Source organism: Herbiconiux sp. UC225_62, from assembly GCF_042694625.1.
GTDB lineage: Bacteria > Actinomycetota > Actinomycetes > Actinomycetales > Microbacteriaceae > Herbiconiux.
Genome location: NZ_CP170551.1, coordinates 782861 through 797581, shown reverse-complemented (window position 1 = coordinate 797581; position 14721 = coordinate 782861). Strand labels below are relative to the sequence as shown.

Here is a 14721-nt window from a genome sequence, read left to right as displayed (position 1 = left end):
GTTTGGCACTCGCGAGGCTTGGCGTCAATTCTTGAACTCAATCGACCGGAAAAATGCAACCGTGTCGTTATCTTCCGAACTCAACGGGCTCGGGAGAGTCGATCAGGCGTTCTCCAGCAGACGCCCTTCGGCGTCGAGTGCGACGTGCTCGATGGCCAGCGCGAGGGCGCCCATGAGCTCGGATCGGTCGCCCAGTGTCGAGCGCGTCACCTCCGGCGCCTCCGTCGTTCCGCCCAGCGCCGAGCGCTCCAGCGCGTGCCGGAGTGGGGCGATCAGGATCTCTCCGGTCTCGGCCAGTTCGCCGCCGATGATGATCCGGTCGGGGTCGAGGAGGTTGCACAGGCTCGCCGCCGCGATTCCGATGTGTCGGCCGGCATCCGCGATCACCCGGCTGGAACTCGGATCGCCGTCCTCGGCGCGGAGGATCAGGTCGCTCAGTCGCTGCACGCTCGGATCGCTCCGGAACAGGTCGAGCAGGGCCCGCCCACCCGCCAGGGTCTCCAGGCAGCCGCGGTTTCCGCAACGGCAGATCGGGCCGTTCTCGTCGATCGTGATGTGCCCGATCTGGCCCGCCTTGCCCGTCATCCCGCGGAACGGCACCCCGTTCACCACGAGGCCGGCGCTGATGGTGTGCCCGACCCGGATGTAGGCGGCGACGCCCTCGATCCGGCTGAGGTCGCCGCGCGTCTCGGCGATCGCCCCGAGGTTCGCCTCGCTGTCGACGAAGACGGGCGCCCCGGTGCGCAGCGAGAGGCTCTCGGCGATGTCGATCCCCTCCCAGCTCCGCAAGAGGCCGAGCGGGGCGACCATGCCGGAGCGGATGTCGACCGGCGCAGGCAGTCCGACCCCGATCGCGAGCAGGTCGGAGAGGGAGGCGCCGAGCGATTCGACCATGTCGGTCAGGAGCAGCGTCGCGCGGTCGAGTTCGCTGTCATGGCGGTGATCCGCGGCCAGCGGCACGTGGGTCTCGGCCACGATCGTGCGCGCGGTGTCGCTGATGGCGACGCGGAGGTGTCGACTGGAGAAGTGCAGCCCCGCGACCAGGCCGAGTTGACGGGCGAGCGTGACCTGCACGGCCCGCCGCCCGCTCCGCGTGGAGGTCGAGGTGTGGAGCACCCCGGCCGCGGCGAGCTCCTTGACGATGTTCGACACCGTGGCGGGAGAGAGGCCGGTCGCTCCGGCGAGTTCGACCTGCGTGAGGCGGCCGTGGAACTTGAGGGCGTCGACGATCCTGCCGCGATTGGCTTCGCGCAATGAACTCTGCGATCCCGGCGTCGGGTTGACGTGCGCCACAGCCACACCCTACACGGCCGCACTTCGGGCGAGTTGACGCCACGCAACTAGTCGTGCGAGAGTAGTCGCGTGTCATCCATCCGTCTCTTCATCCTCGGGAGTCTCGACTCCGCGGGCCCGATGCACGGTCACCAGCTGCGACTGCTGGCCGAGGAGGAGCGCATCCATCTGTGGACGGATGTCTCGGTCGGCTCGCTCTACGGAGCCATCAAACGTCTCGCGAACGAGGGTCTGATCGAAGAGGTGCGGGTCGAGCGGGAGGGGTCGTATCCCGAGCGCCAGGTGTTCGAGATCACGGCGGAGGGGCGGCGCGCGCTGTCCACCCTCCGGGAATCCGGCCTCAGCGTGGTCGACTTCCGCAACGATCCCTTCGACCTGGCGATGGCCCGCCTCGACCCCGACAGCCTCGACGAGCTCGTGCCCGTGATCGAGACCCGCGTGCTGGCCCTGCGCACCAAGCTCGCCGAGCAGCAGTTCCTGTCGCGCGCGGCGGCACCCTACCTCTCCGTCGCGGAGGCCTGGGTGATGCAGCACCGGGTCGACCGGCTGACCGCCGAAGTCGACTCGCACGAGCGACTTCTCTCCCTCCTCCCCGACATCATCGCCGACGAAAAGGCGCGAAAGGCCACCCCTCATGACTGACGCCGCACTCCCCACCTCGAGCGCTCCGGCGCCCGCCATCCCGCGCCGGGCCTGGCAGGCGCTGATCGTGCTGCTCGCGGCGATGTTCATCGCGCTGCTCGACACCACGATCGTGAACGTGGCCCTGCCGAGCATCCGCACCTCGATCGACGCCTCCGAGGCGACCCTGTCGTGGATCATCTCCGGTTACGCCCTCGCCTTCGGCCTTGCGCTCATCCCGGCCGGCCGCATCGGCGACCGGATCGGGCACAAGTGGGTGTTCTTCACCGGCCTCGCGCTCTTCACCGTGTCGAGCCTGGCCTGCGGGCTCTCGCAGAACGACGTGCAGCTCGTGATGTCGCGCGTGGTGCAGGGGCTCGCCGGCGGCATGTTCGTTCCCGCCGTCACCGCCTACATCCAGCTGCTGTTCCCGTTCCGCTCGCGCGGCAAGGCCTTCGCCATCATGGGCGCCGTCATCGGCGTCTCCTCCGCGCTCGGCCCGATCGTGGGCGGCCTCATCATCGAGGCGTTCGGTGCCGAGAACGGCTGGCGGCTCGTGTTCGGCGTCAACCTGCCGATCGGCGTCGCCACCCTGATCGCCGCGGCCATCCTGCTCCCCGGTCACCGGGAATCGGATGCGATCTCCACGTCGATCAACGGCCCCACCTCGTCCGCGTCGCCCGTCAAGGCCGGCATCGACTGGCTCGGCCTGGTGCTCGTGTCGGCCGGCCTGGTCGCCCTGCTGGTGCCGCTCATCCAGGGGGAGGACGAGGGCTGGCCTCTCTGGACCTTCCTCTCGATCGCCGGGGGCGCCCTGCTGATCGTGGCCTTCGGCGCCTGGGAGGTGGCCTACTCCAAGCGCGGCCGCAGCCCCCTGGTGCCCCCGCGACTTTTCCGCCACCCCTCCTTCACCGGCGGCGTCATCCTGGCTCTGGTGTACTTCGCGGCCTTCACGAGCATCTTCTTCACCATCTCGATCCTCTGGCAGGCCGGACTCGGCCACACCGCACTCGAGTCGGGAGTGGTCTCGATCCCCTTCGCGATCGGCTCGATCGTCGGCTCCTCGCAGAGCGGTCGGCTGGCGCAGCGTCTCGGCCGCACCGTGCTCGTCATCGGCACCGCGGCCGTCACCGTGGGTCTCGCGTGGGTGTGGCTGGTGCTCCTGCTCACCGATCCCTCTGATCTCACCAACTGGGAGCTGATCGCCCCGCTCCTGATCGCCGGTCTCGGAAACGGTCTCTTCATCGCGCCGAACGCACAGTTCATCGTGGCCACCGTCGACCGCTCGGACGCGGGTGCCGCCAGCGGCGTGATCAGCGCCATGCAGCGGGTCGGCAGCGCGGTGGGCATCGCCGTGATCGGCAGCGTCTTCTTCGGCACGCTGGTGATCGACGGGCGGACTCCGGATGCCGTCGCGAGCGGATTCGGTGCCAGTGCCACCTCGGCGATGGCGGTGAGCGTGGGCTTCGCCCTGCTCGCCTTCGCGCTCGTGTTCACGCTGCCGCGCCGCACCGGAGCGCCCGGAGGCCATTGATCCGGAGCGGACTCCGATCCGGAGCGGATTCCGCATCGATTCCGAGAAGGGGGTTGCGCCCGCGCGGCGCAGCCCGCTACTCTCGGAGACCGCGACAGACTGTCGCCATTGAGACGAGAAGGGAAGGTGAGCCCGATGATTTCCATCATTCCGGCGCTTTCCCCGATCCGGAGCTTCGCAGGCTAGTCCTTCTCGACTGCCCGCCTGGCCCCTTCGCCAGAAAGCGCCCCCTCGCCGGGCGCGTACTGACTCCGCGCACCGCGCCTTGCGCGCCCGGCGCCTCCTGCGCCCCGCGCACCGAGTCAGCACCTCCTCGCTGGTCATCTCATTGGAAGAAGTCTCCTCGTGTTCACCTCAAGCAATCGCGCCCACGACCGGGCGCTCCTCGATTTCCTCAACCTCCATCCCGAACGCGGGCCCGATCCCGTCCGCGGCATCGACGCCCTCGAGTTCGGCCGCGGCCTCGCCGCCGGCACGCTCCGTCGGGACTGGACCTGGCTCGCCTTCGTCGACGACCGACCGGTCGCCCGCGGGGTCTGGTGGGGTCCCGTCGGCGCCGTGCACCCCGTCGAGTTGCGGTGCCTCGCCGTCGACCCTTCGCTGCCGCACCCCGAGGTCTGGGGCGCTGCGCTGATCCGCTCCGCTCACCGTCAGTTCGCCGAGGCGGGCGCCATCCTGGCCCCCGACTTCGTGGTGGAGTTCGACGGCGCGCAGCGCGACGATCCCGCCCTCCAGCGGGCGCTCGCGTGGCGCGGCCTCGCGGCCGAGGCTGCCGGCCTCACCGTGCGGACGGAGGACGGATCGGGCGACCGGGTCACCTTCTCGACCCGCCCGGTGCGGGCCGGGCACGTCATGGCCGCCTCCGTTTCGCGGTAGCGCCGATGAGGGCGTGCCCCGGATGTGACTGTCACTCGGCGTTCGAACGCGCCGTGTGACAGTCACATCCTCCCCAGGTCATCGTCGGCTGGAATGTGCATAATGTAACTGCGTCCACTCTTTGTGAACGTGCACACCGGCACTGATGCGAGCGGACACGTGACCTCCGAAACCCCTCCCGAGGCGAAGCGCCCGCGTGCCCCGAGCATCCGCGACGTCGCGAAGCTCGCGGGGGTGTCGCACCAGACGGTCTCCCGGGTGCTGAACAACCATCCGAGCATCCGCGAAGAGACCAAGAGCCGCGTGCTCGAGGTGATGAGCGAGCTGCAGTACCGCCCGAACCGTGCGGCGCGCGCCCTGGTCACCAGCCGATCGCGTACCATCGGGGTGCTCACCTCCTCACGATCGGAGTACGGACCGGCGTCGAGCATCCAGGCCATCGAGGAGGCCGCGGCGCTGCAGGGCTACCTGGTGGTCACCGCGAATGCCGAGGGCGCCGATTCGCGCTCGATCGCGCGCGCGATCACCCACCTGCTCGAGCAGGCCGTGGAGGGCATCGTGGTCATCGCGCCGCAGGTGCGCGTGTTCGACACCCTCGCCGAGATGCAGCTGGACCTGCCGTTCGTGACCCTGCAGTCGACCGGCCGGATGAACGACCACGCCCTCTCCGTCGACCAGATGACCGGCGCGCGACTGGCCACACGGCACCTCATCGAGCTCGGGCACCGCGGCATCTACCACCTCGCCGGGCCTCAGGACTGGATCGAGGCGGAAGCGCGGATGGAGGGATTCCTCCGCGAGATGGGGGACCGGGACGTGCCCACCACAGCCCCCATCCTCGGCGACTGGACGGCGGAATTCGGCTATCACGCGGGCCGCGAGCTGCTGAGGGTGCGCGATTTCACGGCCATTTTCTCGTCGAACGACCAGATGGCCCTGGGCCTCATGCACGCGATCCACGACGAGGGTCTCGACGTGCCGCGCGACATCAGTGTCGTGGGTTTCGACGACATACCCGAAGCCGCTCATTTCTGGCCTCCTCTGACCACGGTACGGCAGGATTTCGCGGAACTCGGCCGCCGCTGCGTGGCGTTGCTGATCGGCCAGGACGAGCCGTCGGAAGGGCAGGATGCGCCCGGCTCGGTCATCCCGACACTGGTCGTGCGAAGCTCCACGGCACCCCCTCCGGCCTGACCGCCGACCGCCCTCCGGAACCTCGGTTACCGAACCGAGACCTTTGCGGGTTGACACGGCAATCCACTCTCGGGCTAACATGATGAACCGATGTGACCGTTCACATCAGACCGAATGTGAACGGTCACACCCAGAGCAGATCCAGACGAGGGAGTCAGCGGCGTGACGACGACGAGCAGCGAGCCGATGCCAGGGGCATCCCGGTGAGCGGCTTCGGGCCGGAGCTCGAGGTGGGCATCGCCCGCCTCCGCGCCGAGATCGCGGGCCTGCACGCCGAGCTCATGCACTACGGCCTCGTGGTGTGGACCGGAGGCAACGTGTCCGGCCGGGTGGCCGGGGCCGACCTCTTCGTCATCAAGCCCTCGGGCGTCTCCTACGACCAGCTCGCGCCCGAGAACATGATCCTCTGCGACCTCGACGGAGTCGTGGTTCAGGGCACCCCGGGTGCCGGCCGCAGCCCGTCGAGCGATACGGCCGCGCACGCATACGTGTACCGGAATATGCCCGAGGTGGGTGGCGTCGTGCACACGCACTCGCCCTACGCGGTTGCCTGGGCCACGCGCGGCGAGCCCATCCCGTGCGTCACCACCGCCATCGCGGCCGAGTTCGGCGGCGAGATCCCGGTGGGTCCGTTCGCCGTGATCGGCGACGACGCCATCGGCCGCGGCATCGTCGACACCCTGACCGGTCACCGCTCACCCGCCGTGCTGATGCAGAACCACGGCCCCTTCACCATCGGCCCGGACGCTCGCAGTGCGGTGCGGTCCGCCGTGCTGGTGGAAGACGCGGCCCGCGCCGTGCACCTGGCCCGCCAACTCGGCGAGCCGATCCCCATCGCGCAGGACGCGCTCGACGAGCGCTACCGGCTCGCCTCCGAACTCTCACTTTGACCCAAGACGAAGAAGTCCCTCACAGAAACACGAAAGGAAACACAGTGAAGATCAAGACACTGCTCGCGGGAGTCGCCGCGGGCGCACTGATGGTCAGCCTGGCTGCCTGCTCCAGCGGAGGAAGCAGCTCCACCGACAGCGCCGGAGGCGGAGACGGCGGCCTGATCGGCGTCGCGATGCCGACGAAGTCGTCGGAGCGTTGGATCCAGGACGGCGACGCCGTCAAGTCGCAGCTGGAGGACGCCGGATATACCGTCGACCTGCAGTACGCGGAGGACGACATCCCCACCCAGGTCTCGCAGATCGAGAACATGATCACGAAGGGCGCCGAGGCGCTCATCGTCGCGTCGATCGACGGCACCACGCTCACCAGCGTGCTGCAGGAGGCTGCCGACAACGACATCCCCGTCATCGCCTACGACCGCCTCATCCGCGACACCGAGAACGTCGACTACTACGCGTCGTTCGACAACTACAAGGTCGGCGTGCAGCAGGCCAATTCGGTGCTGAACGGTCTCGGACTCGTCGACCTCGACGGCAAGCCGATCGACGGCGCCCCGGCCGGCCCCTTCAACATCGAGCTGTTCGCCGGTAGCCCCGACGACAACAACGCGACCTTCTTCTGGAACGGCGCGACCGACACCCTGAAGCCCTTCATCGACAAGGGAACCCTCGTCGTGAAGAGCGGCCAGACCGACTTCGAGCAGGCCGCAACGCTCCGCTGGGACGGCGAGACCGCTCAGAAGCGCATGGAGAACCTGCTGACGTCGACCTACTCCGACGGTTCGAAGGTCAACGCGGTGCTGTCGCCCTACGACGGCATCTCGCGCGGCATCATCTCCGCCCTCACCGACGCCGGCTACTCGGTCGGTGCCGAATGGCCCATCATCTCGGGTCAGGACGCCGAGCTCGACTCGGTGAAGGCCATCGAGTCCGGTGAGCAGTACGCCACGATCTTCAAGGACACGCGCAACCTGGCCAAGGTCGCCGTCGACATGGCGGTCGCGCTGCTCCAGGGCAACGAGCCCGAGGTCAACAACACCACCGACTACGACAACGGTGTGAAGGTCGTTCCTTCCTACCTGCTCGAGTCGCAGATCGTCGTCAAGGACAACATCGAAGACGTCCTGGTCAAGTCCGGCTACTGGACCGAAGACGAGATCAAGGGTTAGTCAGCCCTTCTGACGGCATCCGCCCCGCCCCGCCTGCACGCGTGGGCGGGGCGGATGCGCCGGGTCCGCACCCGGCGAGTAAGGTACAGGCCACCGGCAAGGAAGCAGGCAATCGCGCATGACGGACGACATCAAGGCGAGATCGAACATTCTCGAGATGCAAGGCATCACGAAGACATTCCCGGGCGTCAAGGCGCTCCAGGCCGTCACGGTCGACGTGCAGCGCGGTGAAGTGCACGCCATCTGCGGCGAGAACGGCGCCGGCAAGTCGACGCTCATGAAGGTGCTGTCGGGGGTCTACCCGCACGGCACCTACGACGGCGACATCGTGTTCGAGAACGAGGTCGTGCAGTTCCGCGACATCCGTGACTCGGAGGCGAAGGGCATCGTCATCATCCACCAGGAGCTGGCCCTCAGCCCCTTCCTCTCGATCGCCGAGAACATCTTCTTGAACAACGAGCAGAAGGGCCCGCTCGGCCTGATCGATTGGAACAAGACCAATCACGAGGCCGCGAAGCTGCTCGCCCGGGTGGGATTGCGCGAGAACCCGACCACGAAGATCATCGACATCGGCGTCGGCAAGCAGCAGCTGGTGGAGATTGCGAAGGCACTCTCCAAGCGCGTGAAGCTCCTCATCCTCGACGAGCCGACCGCGGCTCTCAACGACGAGGACTCCGACCACCTGCTGAACCTCATCCTGCACCTCAAGGAGCAGGGGATCACGTCGATCATCATCAGCCACAAGCTCAACGAGATCAAGAAGGTCGCCGACTCGGTCACGATCATCCGCGACGGCAAGACCATCGAGACGATCGCGAAGACGGATGTCACCGAAGAGCGCATCATCAAGGACATGGTGGGCCGCGACCTCGAGCACCGCTACCCCGACCACACGCCCCACATCGGCGAGGAGGTGCTGCGGGTCGAGGACTGGACCGCTCACCACCCGCAGGATCCGGGCCGGGTCATGGTCGACAACGTCAACCTGCACGTGCGCCGCGGCGAGATCGTGGGCATCGCGGGCCTGATGGGCGCCGGACGCACGGAGTTCGCCATGAGCCTGTTCGGCCGCAGCTACGGGTCGAAGATCTCCGGCCGCGTCTTCATCGACGGCAAGGAGGTGAAGACCCGCACCGTGTCGGAGGCCATCCAGAACGGCCTGGCCTACGCCACCGAGGACCGCAAGACCTACGGGCTCAACCTGATCGAGGACATCAAGCGCAACATCTCGATGGCCGCGCTCGACAAGCTGGAGCGCTTCGGCATCGTCGACGACGGCAAGGAGTTCCAGGTCGCGAACGAGTACCGCACGAGCATGAACATCAAGGCTCCGAGCGTGCTCTCGAAGACCGGGAAGCTCTCCGGCGGCAACCAGCAGAAGGTCGTGCTGTCGAAGTGGATCTACGCCGACCCCGAGGTGCTCATCCTCGACGAGCCCACCCGTGGCATCGACGTCGGTGCGAAGTACGAGATCTACAGCATCATCAACAAGCTCGCCGCACAGGGCAAGGGCATCATCGTCATCTCGTCGGAGCTGCCGGAACTGCTCGGCATCTGCGATCGCATCTATGCCCTCTCCGAGGGACGGATCACCGGTGAGTTGCCGATCGAGGACGCCAGTCCCGAAGCCCTTCTCAAACTCATGACCATGGAAAAGCCCCGCTAGCGCCCGCGCTACCGGAGAGGAGAAACAACGACTATGTCTGACTTGGAAACCAAGCCGTCCGACTCGACCGCCGCGGGCGCGCAGGTCAACCCCGTCGAGAACAAGTTCACCGACCGGCTCAGCCACATCCTGGGCGACCTCGGCAAGAACGGCATCTTCATCGCGCTGATCCTGGTGGTGGTGCTGTTCAGCATCCTCACCAACGGCATCCTGCTGCGGCCGCAGAACATCTCGAACCTGATCGTGCAGAACGGGTACATCCTCGTTCTCGCGATCGGCATGGTGATGGTCATCATCGCCGGCCACATCGACCTCTCGGTGGGGTCCGTCGCCGCCTTCGTGGGCGCCGTCTCGGGCGTGTTCGCGGTGCAATGGGGACTCCCGTGGTGGCTGTCGATCATCCTGTCGCTGCTCGTGGGAGCTCTGGTGGGTGTCTGGCAGGGCTTCTGGATCGCCTTCGTGGGCATACCGGCGTTCATCGTGACGCTGGCCGGCATGCTGATATTCCGAGGCCTCGCACTGGTCGTGCTGGGCAACGCGAACATCGGCTCCTTCCCGGTGGAGTACCGGGCGCTCGGCAACGGCTTCCTCACCAACCTGTTCGGTGAGTTCGAGCTCGACCCGCTGACCCTCGGCATCGCCGCGATCGCGATCATCGCGCTCTTCGTGCAGCAGTTCCGCACCCGCCGCGCCCGTCAGAGCTACAACCAGGAGGTCGAGCCCTTCGCCTGGTTCGTGACCAAGCTCATCCTGGTCGCCGTGGCCATCGGCCTGTTCGCCTTCGCGCTGGCCACCTACAAGGGCATCCCGGTCACGCTCATCGTGCTCGCCGTGCTCGTGCTCATCTACGGCATCGTGATGAACCGCTCGACCTTCGGCCGGCACATCTACGCCATCGGCGGCAACCTCCACGCCGCCGAGCTGTCGGGCATCAAGACCCGCCGGGTGACCTTCTGGCTCTTCGTCAACATGGGCTTCCTGGCGGCGCTCGCCGGCCTCATCTTCACCGCACGCCTCAACCTCGCGGGCCCGAAGGCCGGTGACGGCTTCGAGCTCGAGGCCATCTCCGCCGCCTTCATCGGTGGCGCGGCCGTGCAGGGCGGTGTCGGCACCATCGGCGGCGCGATCATCGGTGGTCTGATCATCGGTGTCCTGAACAACGGTATGTCGATCCTCGGCATCGGCATCGAATGGCAGCAGGTCGTCAAGGGCCTCGTGCTGCTGCTGGCCGTGGCCTTCGACGTCTACAACCGCCGTCGCGCCGGCGGTCGCTGAGCCGCATCCGCCACATCCCACCTCGCGACCCGTCGTCTCCGGCCCTGAGTTCCTCGTTCCAGGGCCGGAAACGACGGGTCGCGAGTCTGTTCGGGGCTAGCGTTGCAGGGTGAGTGAGGCATGAGCACGGAAACGGATGGCGGCGTGATGTTCACGCTCGCCTCGGGGGATGTCGTCGGTGCCGCACGGGGCGAACTCGTCGCCGTGTGCGGCGAGAACGGATCGGGTCTCGACGTCGTGCTGCGGGAGACGACCGACCGCATCCTCGCGCGCGGCCCGGGCTCCACGGACGCCACCGCGCGGCTGCCCGCCACGGCCCTGATCGGCCGGCGCCGCGGTCTCACCCCGGCCTTCGACGTGGCCGAGAACGTGTTCCTCGGCAACGAGCGCAAGAAGCGGCTCGGGCCGATCCCGTTCGGCATCGACTGGGAGCGCACGCGTGCCGACACGGCCGAGATCCTGCAGGGGCTCGGCTCGTCGTTGACGCCCCGGATGCGCGCCCGCGGGCTGGGCGAGTACGACCGGCTGGTGGTGGAGCTCGCCCGCGCGATCGCCCGGTCCGCGACATCCGTCGTGCTCGACGAACCGGCCGAGCGTCTCGGCGAGGCCGACGCCGGTCGCTTCTTCCGGCTCCTGCGATCGGTCGCCGAGCGCGGGATCGCGGTGCTCGTGCTCACCCAGAAGCCGCGCCAGGCGCTCGGCTACGCCGACCGGCTCGTGGTGGTGCGGGATTCCGCGGTGGTGGCGGAGCATCCGCGTTCCGAATGGGCGGACGGCGTGGCCGCGGCCGAGCGGGTGCGCGCGAACGTGCTCAATGAACTCGTCGATCGCGCACCGCGACCCGGACCGGATCGGGAGTCCGCTTCGCCGGCGGACATCGCCGCGCGGCCGGAGCTCCTGCGCATCGCCGACTGGAGCACGCACGATCCGCTCGACCCGGAGTCCCTCCTCGTCGACAGTGCCGACCTGGTGGTGCGCGCGGGCGAGATCGTGGGGATCGCGGGTCTCCGCCGATCGGGTGCGCAGGCCTTCCTGCTCAGCGTGTACGGCAACTCGGCCGGCACGAAACCGACCGGGACGGTGTCGGTGCGCGGCGCCGAGGTGAAGACCGACACCGTGGAGCGGGCGATCGCCGCCGGCCTCTATTTCGCGTCGACGGATGCGCCCCAGTACCGGGTGCGCTTCGTGGGCGGAATCGCCGTGCCGGTGTCGTCGTCGAAGCTGCCGGGTCTGGTCAAGGCCGGGTTGGTCGACCGTGACAGCGATCTCGGACCGGGCGACGGCTGGGGTGGCCGCCTGCTCGGCGCCGTGCGCTCGCTCAGCCGGGAGGGGTCGCAGGGCGACCAGGTCCGCGGCCTCGTGAAGGAGTTCGCGGCATCCGAGAGGCAGGTGCTCCTGCTCGGCGACCCGACGGCCGGTGCCACACCCGCCGAACGCGCCGAGGTGCACGCCGGGCTCGCGCGGATCGCCCGTTCGGGCAAGGCCGTGGTCATCGCCTCCGACGACCTCACGGAGCTCCTGGACGTCTGCGACCGCGTGATCGGCATGGCATCCGGACGCGTGATCGGCGAGGTGCCCGGTGGCTCCGATCCCGCCGGCCTGGCCGCCCTCATCGTGCGCGACTGACCCCGCCCACCCGAACTTCTTGCCCCTTAACGCCCTAAAACGCGCGAGATGGGTCGTTAGGGGGCAAGAAGTTCGGGGGAGGGGTAAGAAGGTCGCGGGGACGGGCGTTTGGGGGCAAGAAGTTTCGCCGGAGGGGTCAGGAGAGCGTGTGGGATTGGGCGGCTCGGGCGAGAAGTTCGGGGGAGGGGTCAGGAGAGGGGCTCGCGGGTCGCGCCGCGGGTGGGGGTGACCGTGAAGACGTCGGGGGTGGCGTAGCCCGCTGCCGCGAAGGCGGCGAGAGTGGCGGTTCGCAGGGCGTCGACGCGGGAGGAGGGGATGACGGCGATCGCCGATCCGCCGAAGCCGCCGCCCGTCATCCGCGCGCCGATCGCACCGTGCTGCTGCGCCGTCGTGACCGCGAGGTCGAGTTCGGGCACCGAGATCTCGAAGTCGTCGCGCATCGAGACGTGCGAGGCATCCAGCAGGGGGCCGATCGCGGTCGCGCCCTTGTCGCGCAACGCGCGCACCGTCTCGAGCACGCGCTCGTTCTCGGTGACGACGTGCCGTACGCGGCGGAAGGTCTCGTCGTCGAGCTCGCGCGACGCGCGGGGCAGGTCGTCGACGGTGAGGTCGCGGAGCGAGGTGACACCGAGCAGCTTCGCGCCGAGTTCGCAGGAGGCGCGGCGGGCGGCGTAGCCCCCGGTCGCGTGCTCGTGCGCCACCTTGGTGTCGATCACCGCGATGGTGAGTTGCGCATCCGAGAGTCCGAGGGGGATGACGGAGGCGTCGAGCGAGCGGCAGTCCAGCAGCACGACGGAGTCCTGCTCGCCGAGGAGCGACGCCGACTGGTCCATGATGCCGGTCGGCGCGCCCACCACCTGGTTCTCGTTGAACTGTCCGATCCGGGCGATCGACTGGCGGTCGTAGCCGAGGCCCCAGAGTTCGGTGATGGCCAGACCGAACACGCTCTCGAGCGCGGCCGAGGAGGAGAGGCCGGCGCCGACCGGGATGTCGGACTCGAGGTAGGCGTCGAAACCGAAGGCCTGGTCGAGCACCGAACCGAACTCGGTGACGCCCCACACCATACCGAGCGGATACGCCGACCAGCCGTCCACCGTCTCGGGTGAGATGTCGTCGATGGCGATCTCGACGGTCTCGGGCGCGAAGGAGGTGGCGATGCGGATGACGCGGTCCTCACGCTTCCGCACCGCCATCACCGTGCGGCGGTCGATGGCGAAGGGCAGCACGAAACCGTCGTTGTAGTCGGTGTGCTCGCCGATCAGGTTCACGCGGCCGGGTGCCGACCAGAGCGAGTCCGGCGTCTCGCCGAAGCGGGCGGCGAAGCCTTCCACGACGGAGTGTGTCAGGGGCGAGGTGGTCACAGCTGGGCGTCCGATCGTTCGAGGGCTTCGCGCAGGAGGGCGGCGCTGGTCTCCGGCAGCACGTCTCCGATGAAGGCTCCCATGGCCGCCTCGGAGCCGGCGAGGAACTTCAGCTTGTCGGCGGCACGGCGGGGGGAGGTGATCTGCAGCATCAGACGGATGTCGTCGCGGTGGGCGTGCACCGGCGCCTGGTGCCAGGCGGAGATGTAGGGGGTGGGCGTGTCGTAGACCGCGTCGATGGCGCGCAGCAGGCGGCGGTAGAGCACTGCCAACTCGTCGCGCTCCTCCTCGGTCAGGCCCGCGAAGTCGGGCACGTGGCGGTGGGGGAGGAGATGCAGTTCCAGGGGCCAGCGGGCGGCGAAGGGCACGAAGGCGGTGAAGTGCTCGCCGCGGTAGACCACGCGATCCGACTCCTGCTCGAAGGCCAGGATGTCGGAGAAGAGCGTCGGGCCGTAGCTCTCGATCGAGGCGATGAGCTTCTGCGTGCGCGGCGTGATGTAGGGGTAGGCGTAGATCTGCCCGTGCGGGTGGTGCAGCGTGACGCCGATGGCCTCCCCGCGGTTCTCGAACGGGAACACCTGCTCGACGCCGGGCATCGCCGAGAGGGCGGCGGTGCGGTCGGCCCAGGCCTCGATCACGGTGCGGGCGCGCGACTCGGAGAGCGTGGCGAAGGAGCCGTCGGTGTCGGGGCTGAAGCACACCACCTCGCAGCGGCCGATGGAGGGGCGCGTGCGGCCGAGGCCGATGCGCGCGAGCTCCGAGAGTGCCTCGGCGTCGTCGTAGGTTCCGGATGCGCCGGTCACCGCGGCGAGATCCGGCCCGAAGGAGGGCGACTTGTTCTCGAACACCGCGACGTCGTAGTTGCTCGGCACCTCGGTGAGATTCTCCGGCGTCGACGGGGCAAGGGGGTCGAGGTGCTTGGGCGGCAGCATCACGCGGTTCTGCCGCGCGGAGGCGATGGAGACCCATTCGCCCGTCAGTGGGTCCTGCCGCATCGACGCCACGGCGGGGCGCTCGGCGGGAGGACGGGCATCCGGGGCCCGATCGGGGTCGAGCGTCGTGTCGGCGTCGTCGAAGTAGATGAGTTCGCGGCCGTCGGAGAGGTGGTGCACGCGCTTGACGATGCCGTGGGAGAGCTGTTTCACACCACGAGTAAGCCACTTTCGATACCACAAGTCAAGTCGGACCGAACGGAGGAATTGACAAGTAAAGC

12 protein-coding genes are annotated in these 14721 nt (G+C 68.3%); 9 read left to right on the top strand and 3 right to left on the bottom strand.

The features are described from left to right. Positions 1 to 102: 102 nt before the first annotated feature. A complete protein-coding gene (locus tag ACFJGU_RS03910; protein WP_382307825.1) occupies positions 103 to 1293 on the bottom strand; it encodes an ROK family protein in 1191 nt (396 codons plus the stop codon). Positions 1294 to 1362: 69 nt separating this feature from the next. On the opposite strand from ACFJGU_RS03910, the gene ACFJGU_RS03905 reads away from it, so the two are divergent. The 9 genes from ACFJGU_RS03905 to ACFJGU_RS03865 all read left to right on the top strand — a co-directional run bounded on the left by ACFJGU_RS03905 (position 1363) and on the right by ACFJGU_RS03865 (position 12147). Beyond that, positions 1363 to 1935: a PadR family transcriptional regulator gene (locus ACFJGU_RS03905; protein ID WP_382307823.1), complete on the top strand. Its 573-nt coding sequence runs from the start codon at positions 1363 to 1365 to the stop codon at positions 1933 to 1935. Then, entirely contained in the window at positions 1928 to 3448 is a 1521-nt protein-coding gene (locus ACFJGU_RS03900; RefSeq protein WP_382307821.1) for an MFS transporter, read from the top strand. The genes ACFJGU_RS03905 and ACFJGU_RS03900 overlap by 8 nt, the downstream gene beginning before the upstream one ends. Before the next feature lie 345 nt (positions 3449 to 3793). Continuing rightward, on the top strand, positions 3794 to 4324 hold the full coding sequence (locus ACFJGU_RS03895) for a hypothetical protein (RefSeq protein ID WP_382307819.1): 531 nt from the start codon (positions 3794 to 3796) through the stop codon (positions 4322 to 4324). A gap of 159 nt (positions 4325 to 4483) precedes the next feature. Then, positions 4484 to 5518, top strand: coding sequence for a LacI family DNA-binding transcriptional regulator (locus ACFJGU_RS03890; protein ID WP_382307817.1), 1035 nt, complete (start codon positions 4484 to 4486; stop codon positions 5516 to 5518). A 203-nt stretch (positions 5519 to 5721) separates the two neighbouring features. Then, positions 5722 to 6408: an L-ribulose-5-phosphate 4-epimerase gene (locus tag ACFJGU_RS03885; RefSeq protein ID WP_382307815.1), complete on the top strand. Its 687-nt coding sequence runs from the start codon at positions 5722 to 5724 to the stop codon at positions 6406 to 6408. 44 nt (positions 6409 to 6452) lie between these two features. Beyond that, positions 6453 to 7580, top strand: a complete 1128-nt coding sequence (chvE, locus tag ACFJGU_RS03880; RefSeq protein WP_382307813.1) for a multiple monosaccharide ABC transporter substrate-binding protein — start codon at positions 6453 to 6455, stop codon at positions 7578 to 7580. 118 nt (positions 7581 to 7698) lie between these two features. Further along, the gene (gene mmsA / locus ACFJGU_RS03875; RefSeq protein ID WP_382307811.1) at positions 7699 to 9246 is read left to right on the top strand and encodes a multiple monosaccharide ABC transporter ATP-binding protein; all 1548 of its coding nucleotides are present in this window, start codon (positions 7699 to 7701) and stop codon (positions 9244 to 9246) included. A 33-nt stretch (positions 9247 to 9279) separates the two neighbouring features. Further along, positions 9280 to 10521, top strand: a complete 1242-nt coding sequence (mmsB, locus tag ACFJGU_RS03870) for a multiple monosaccharide ABC transporter permease (protein ID WP_374858903.1) — start codon at positions 9280 to 9282, stop codon at positions 10519 to 10521. Positions 10522 to 10641: 120 nt separating this feature from the next. Beyond that, entirely contained in the window at positions 10642 to 12147 is a 1506-nt protein-coding gene (locus tag ACFJGU_RS03865) for a hypothetical protein (RefSeq protein WP_382307809.1), read from the top strand. 188 nt (positions 12148 to 12335) lie between these two features. On the opposite strand, the gene galK is transcribed toward ACFJGU_RS03865, so the two are convergent. Both galK and galT read right to left on the bottom strand, forming a co-directional pair. Continuing rightward, a complete protein-coding gene (galK, locus tag ACFJGU_RS03860; RefSeq protein ID WP_382307807.1) occupies positions 12336 to 13508 on the bottom strand; it encodes a galactokinase in 1173 nt (390 codons plus the stop codon). Continuing rightward, positions 13505 to 14653: a galactose-1-phosphate uridylyltransferase gene (gene galT / locus ACFJGU_RS03855; RefSeq protein WP_382307805.1), complete on the bottom strand. Its 1149-nt coding sequence runs from the start codon at positions 14651 to 14653 to the stop codon at positions 13505 to 13507. Before galT ends, galK begins: the two co-directional genes overlap by 4 nt. Positions 14654 to 14721 lie beyond the last annotated feature (68 nt).

Bases quoted from the DNA above. Each gene is read 5' to 3' on its own strand.
- ACFJGU_RS03865 (WP_382307809.1), top strand. From the start codon at position 10,642: ATGAGCACGGAAACGGATGGCGGCGTGATGTTCACGCTCGCCTCGGGG.
- mmsB (WP_374858903.1), top strand. From the start codon at position 9,280: ATGTCTGACTTGGAAACCAAGCCGTCCGACTCGACCGCCGCGGGCGCG.
- ACFJGU_RS03900 (WP_382307821.1), top strand. From the start codon at position 1,928: ATGACTGACGCCGCACTCCCCACCTCGAGCGCTCCGGCGCCCGCCATC.
- mmsA (WP_382307811.1), top strand. From the start codon at position 7,699: ATGACGGACGACATCAAGGCGAGATCGAACATTCTCGAGATGCAAGGC.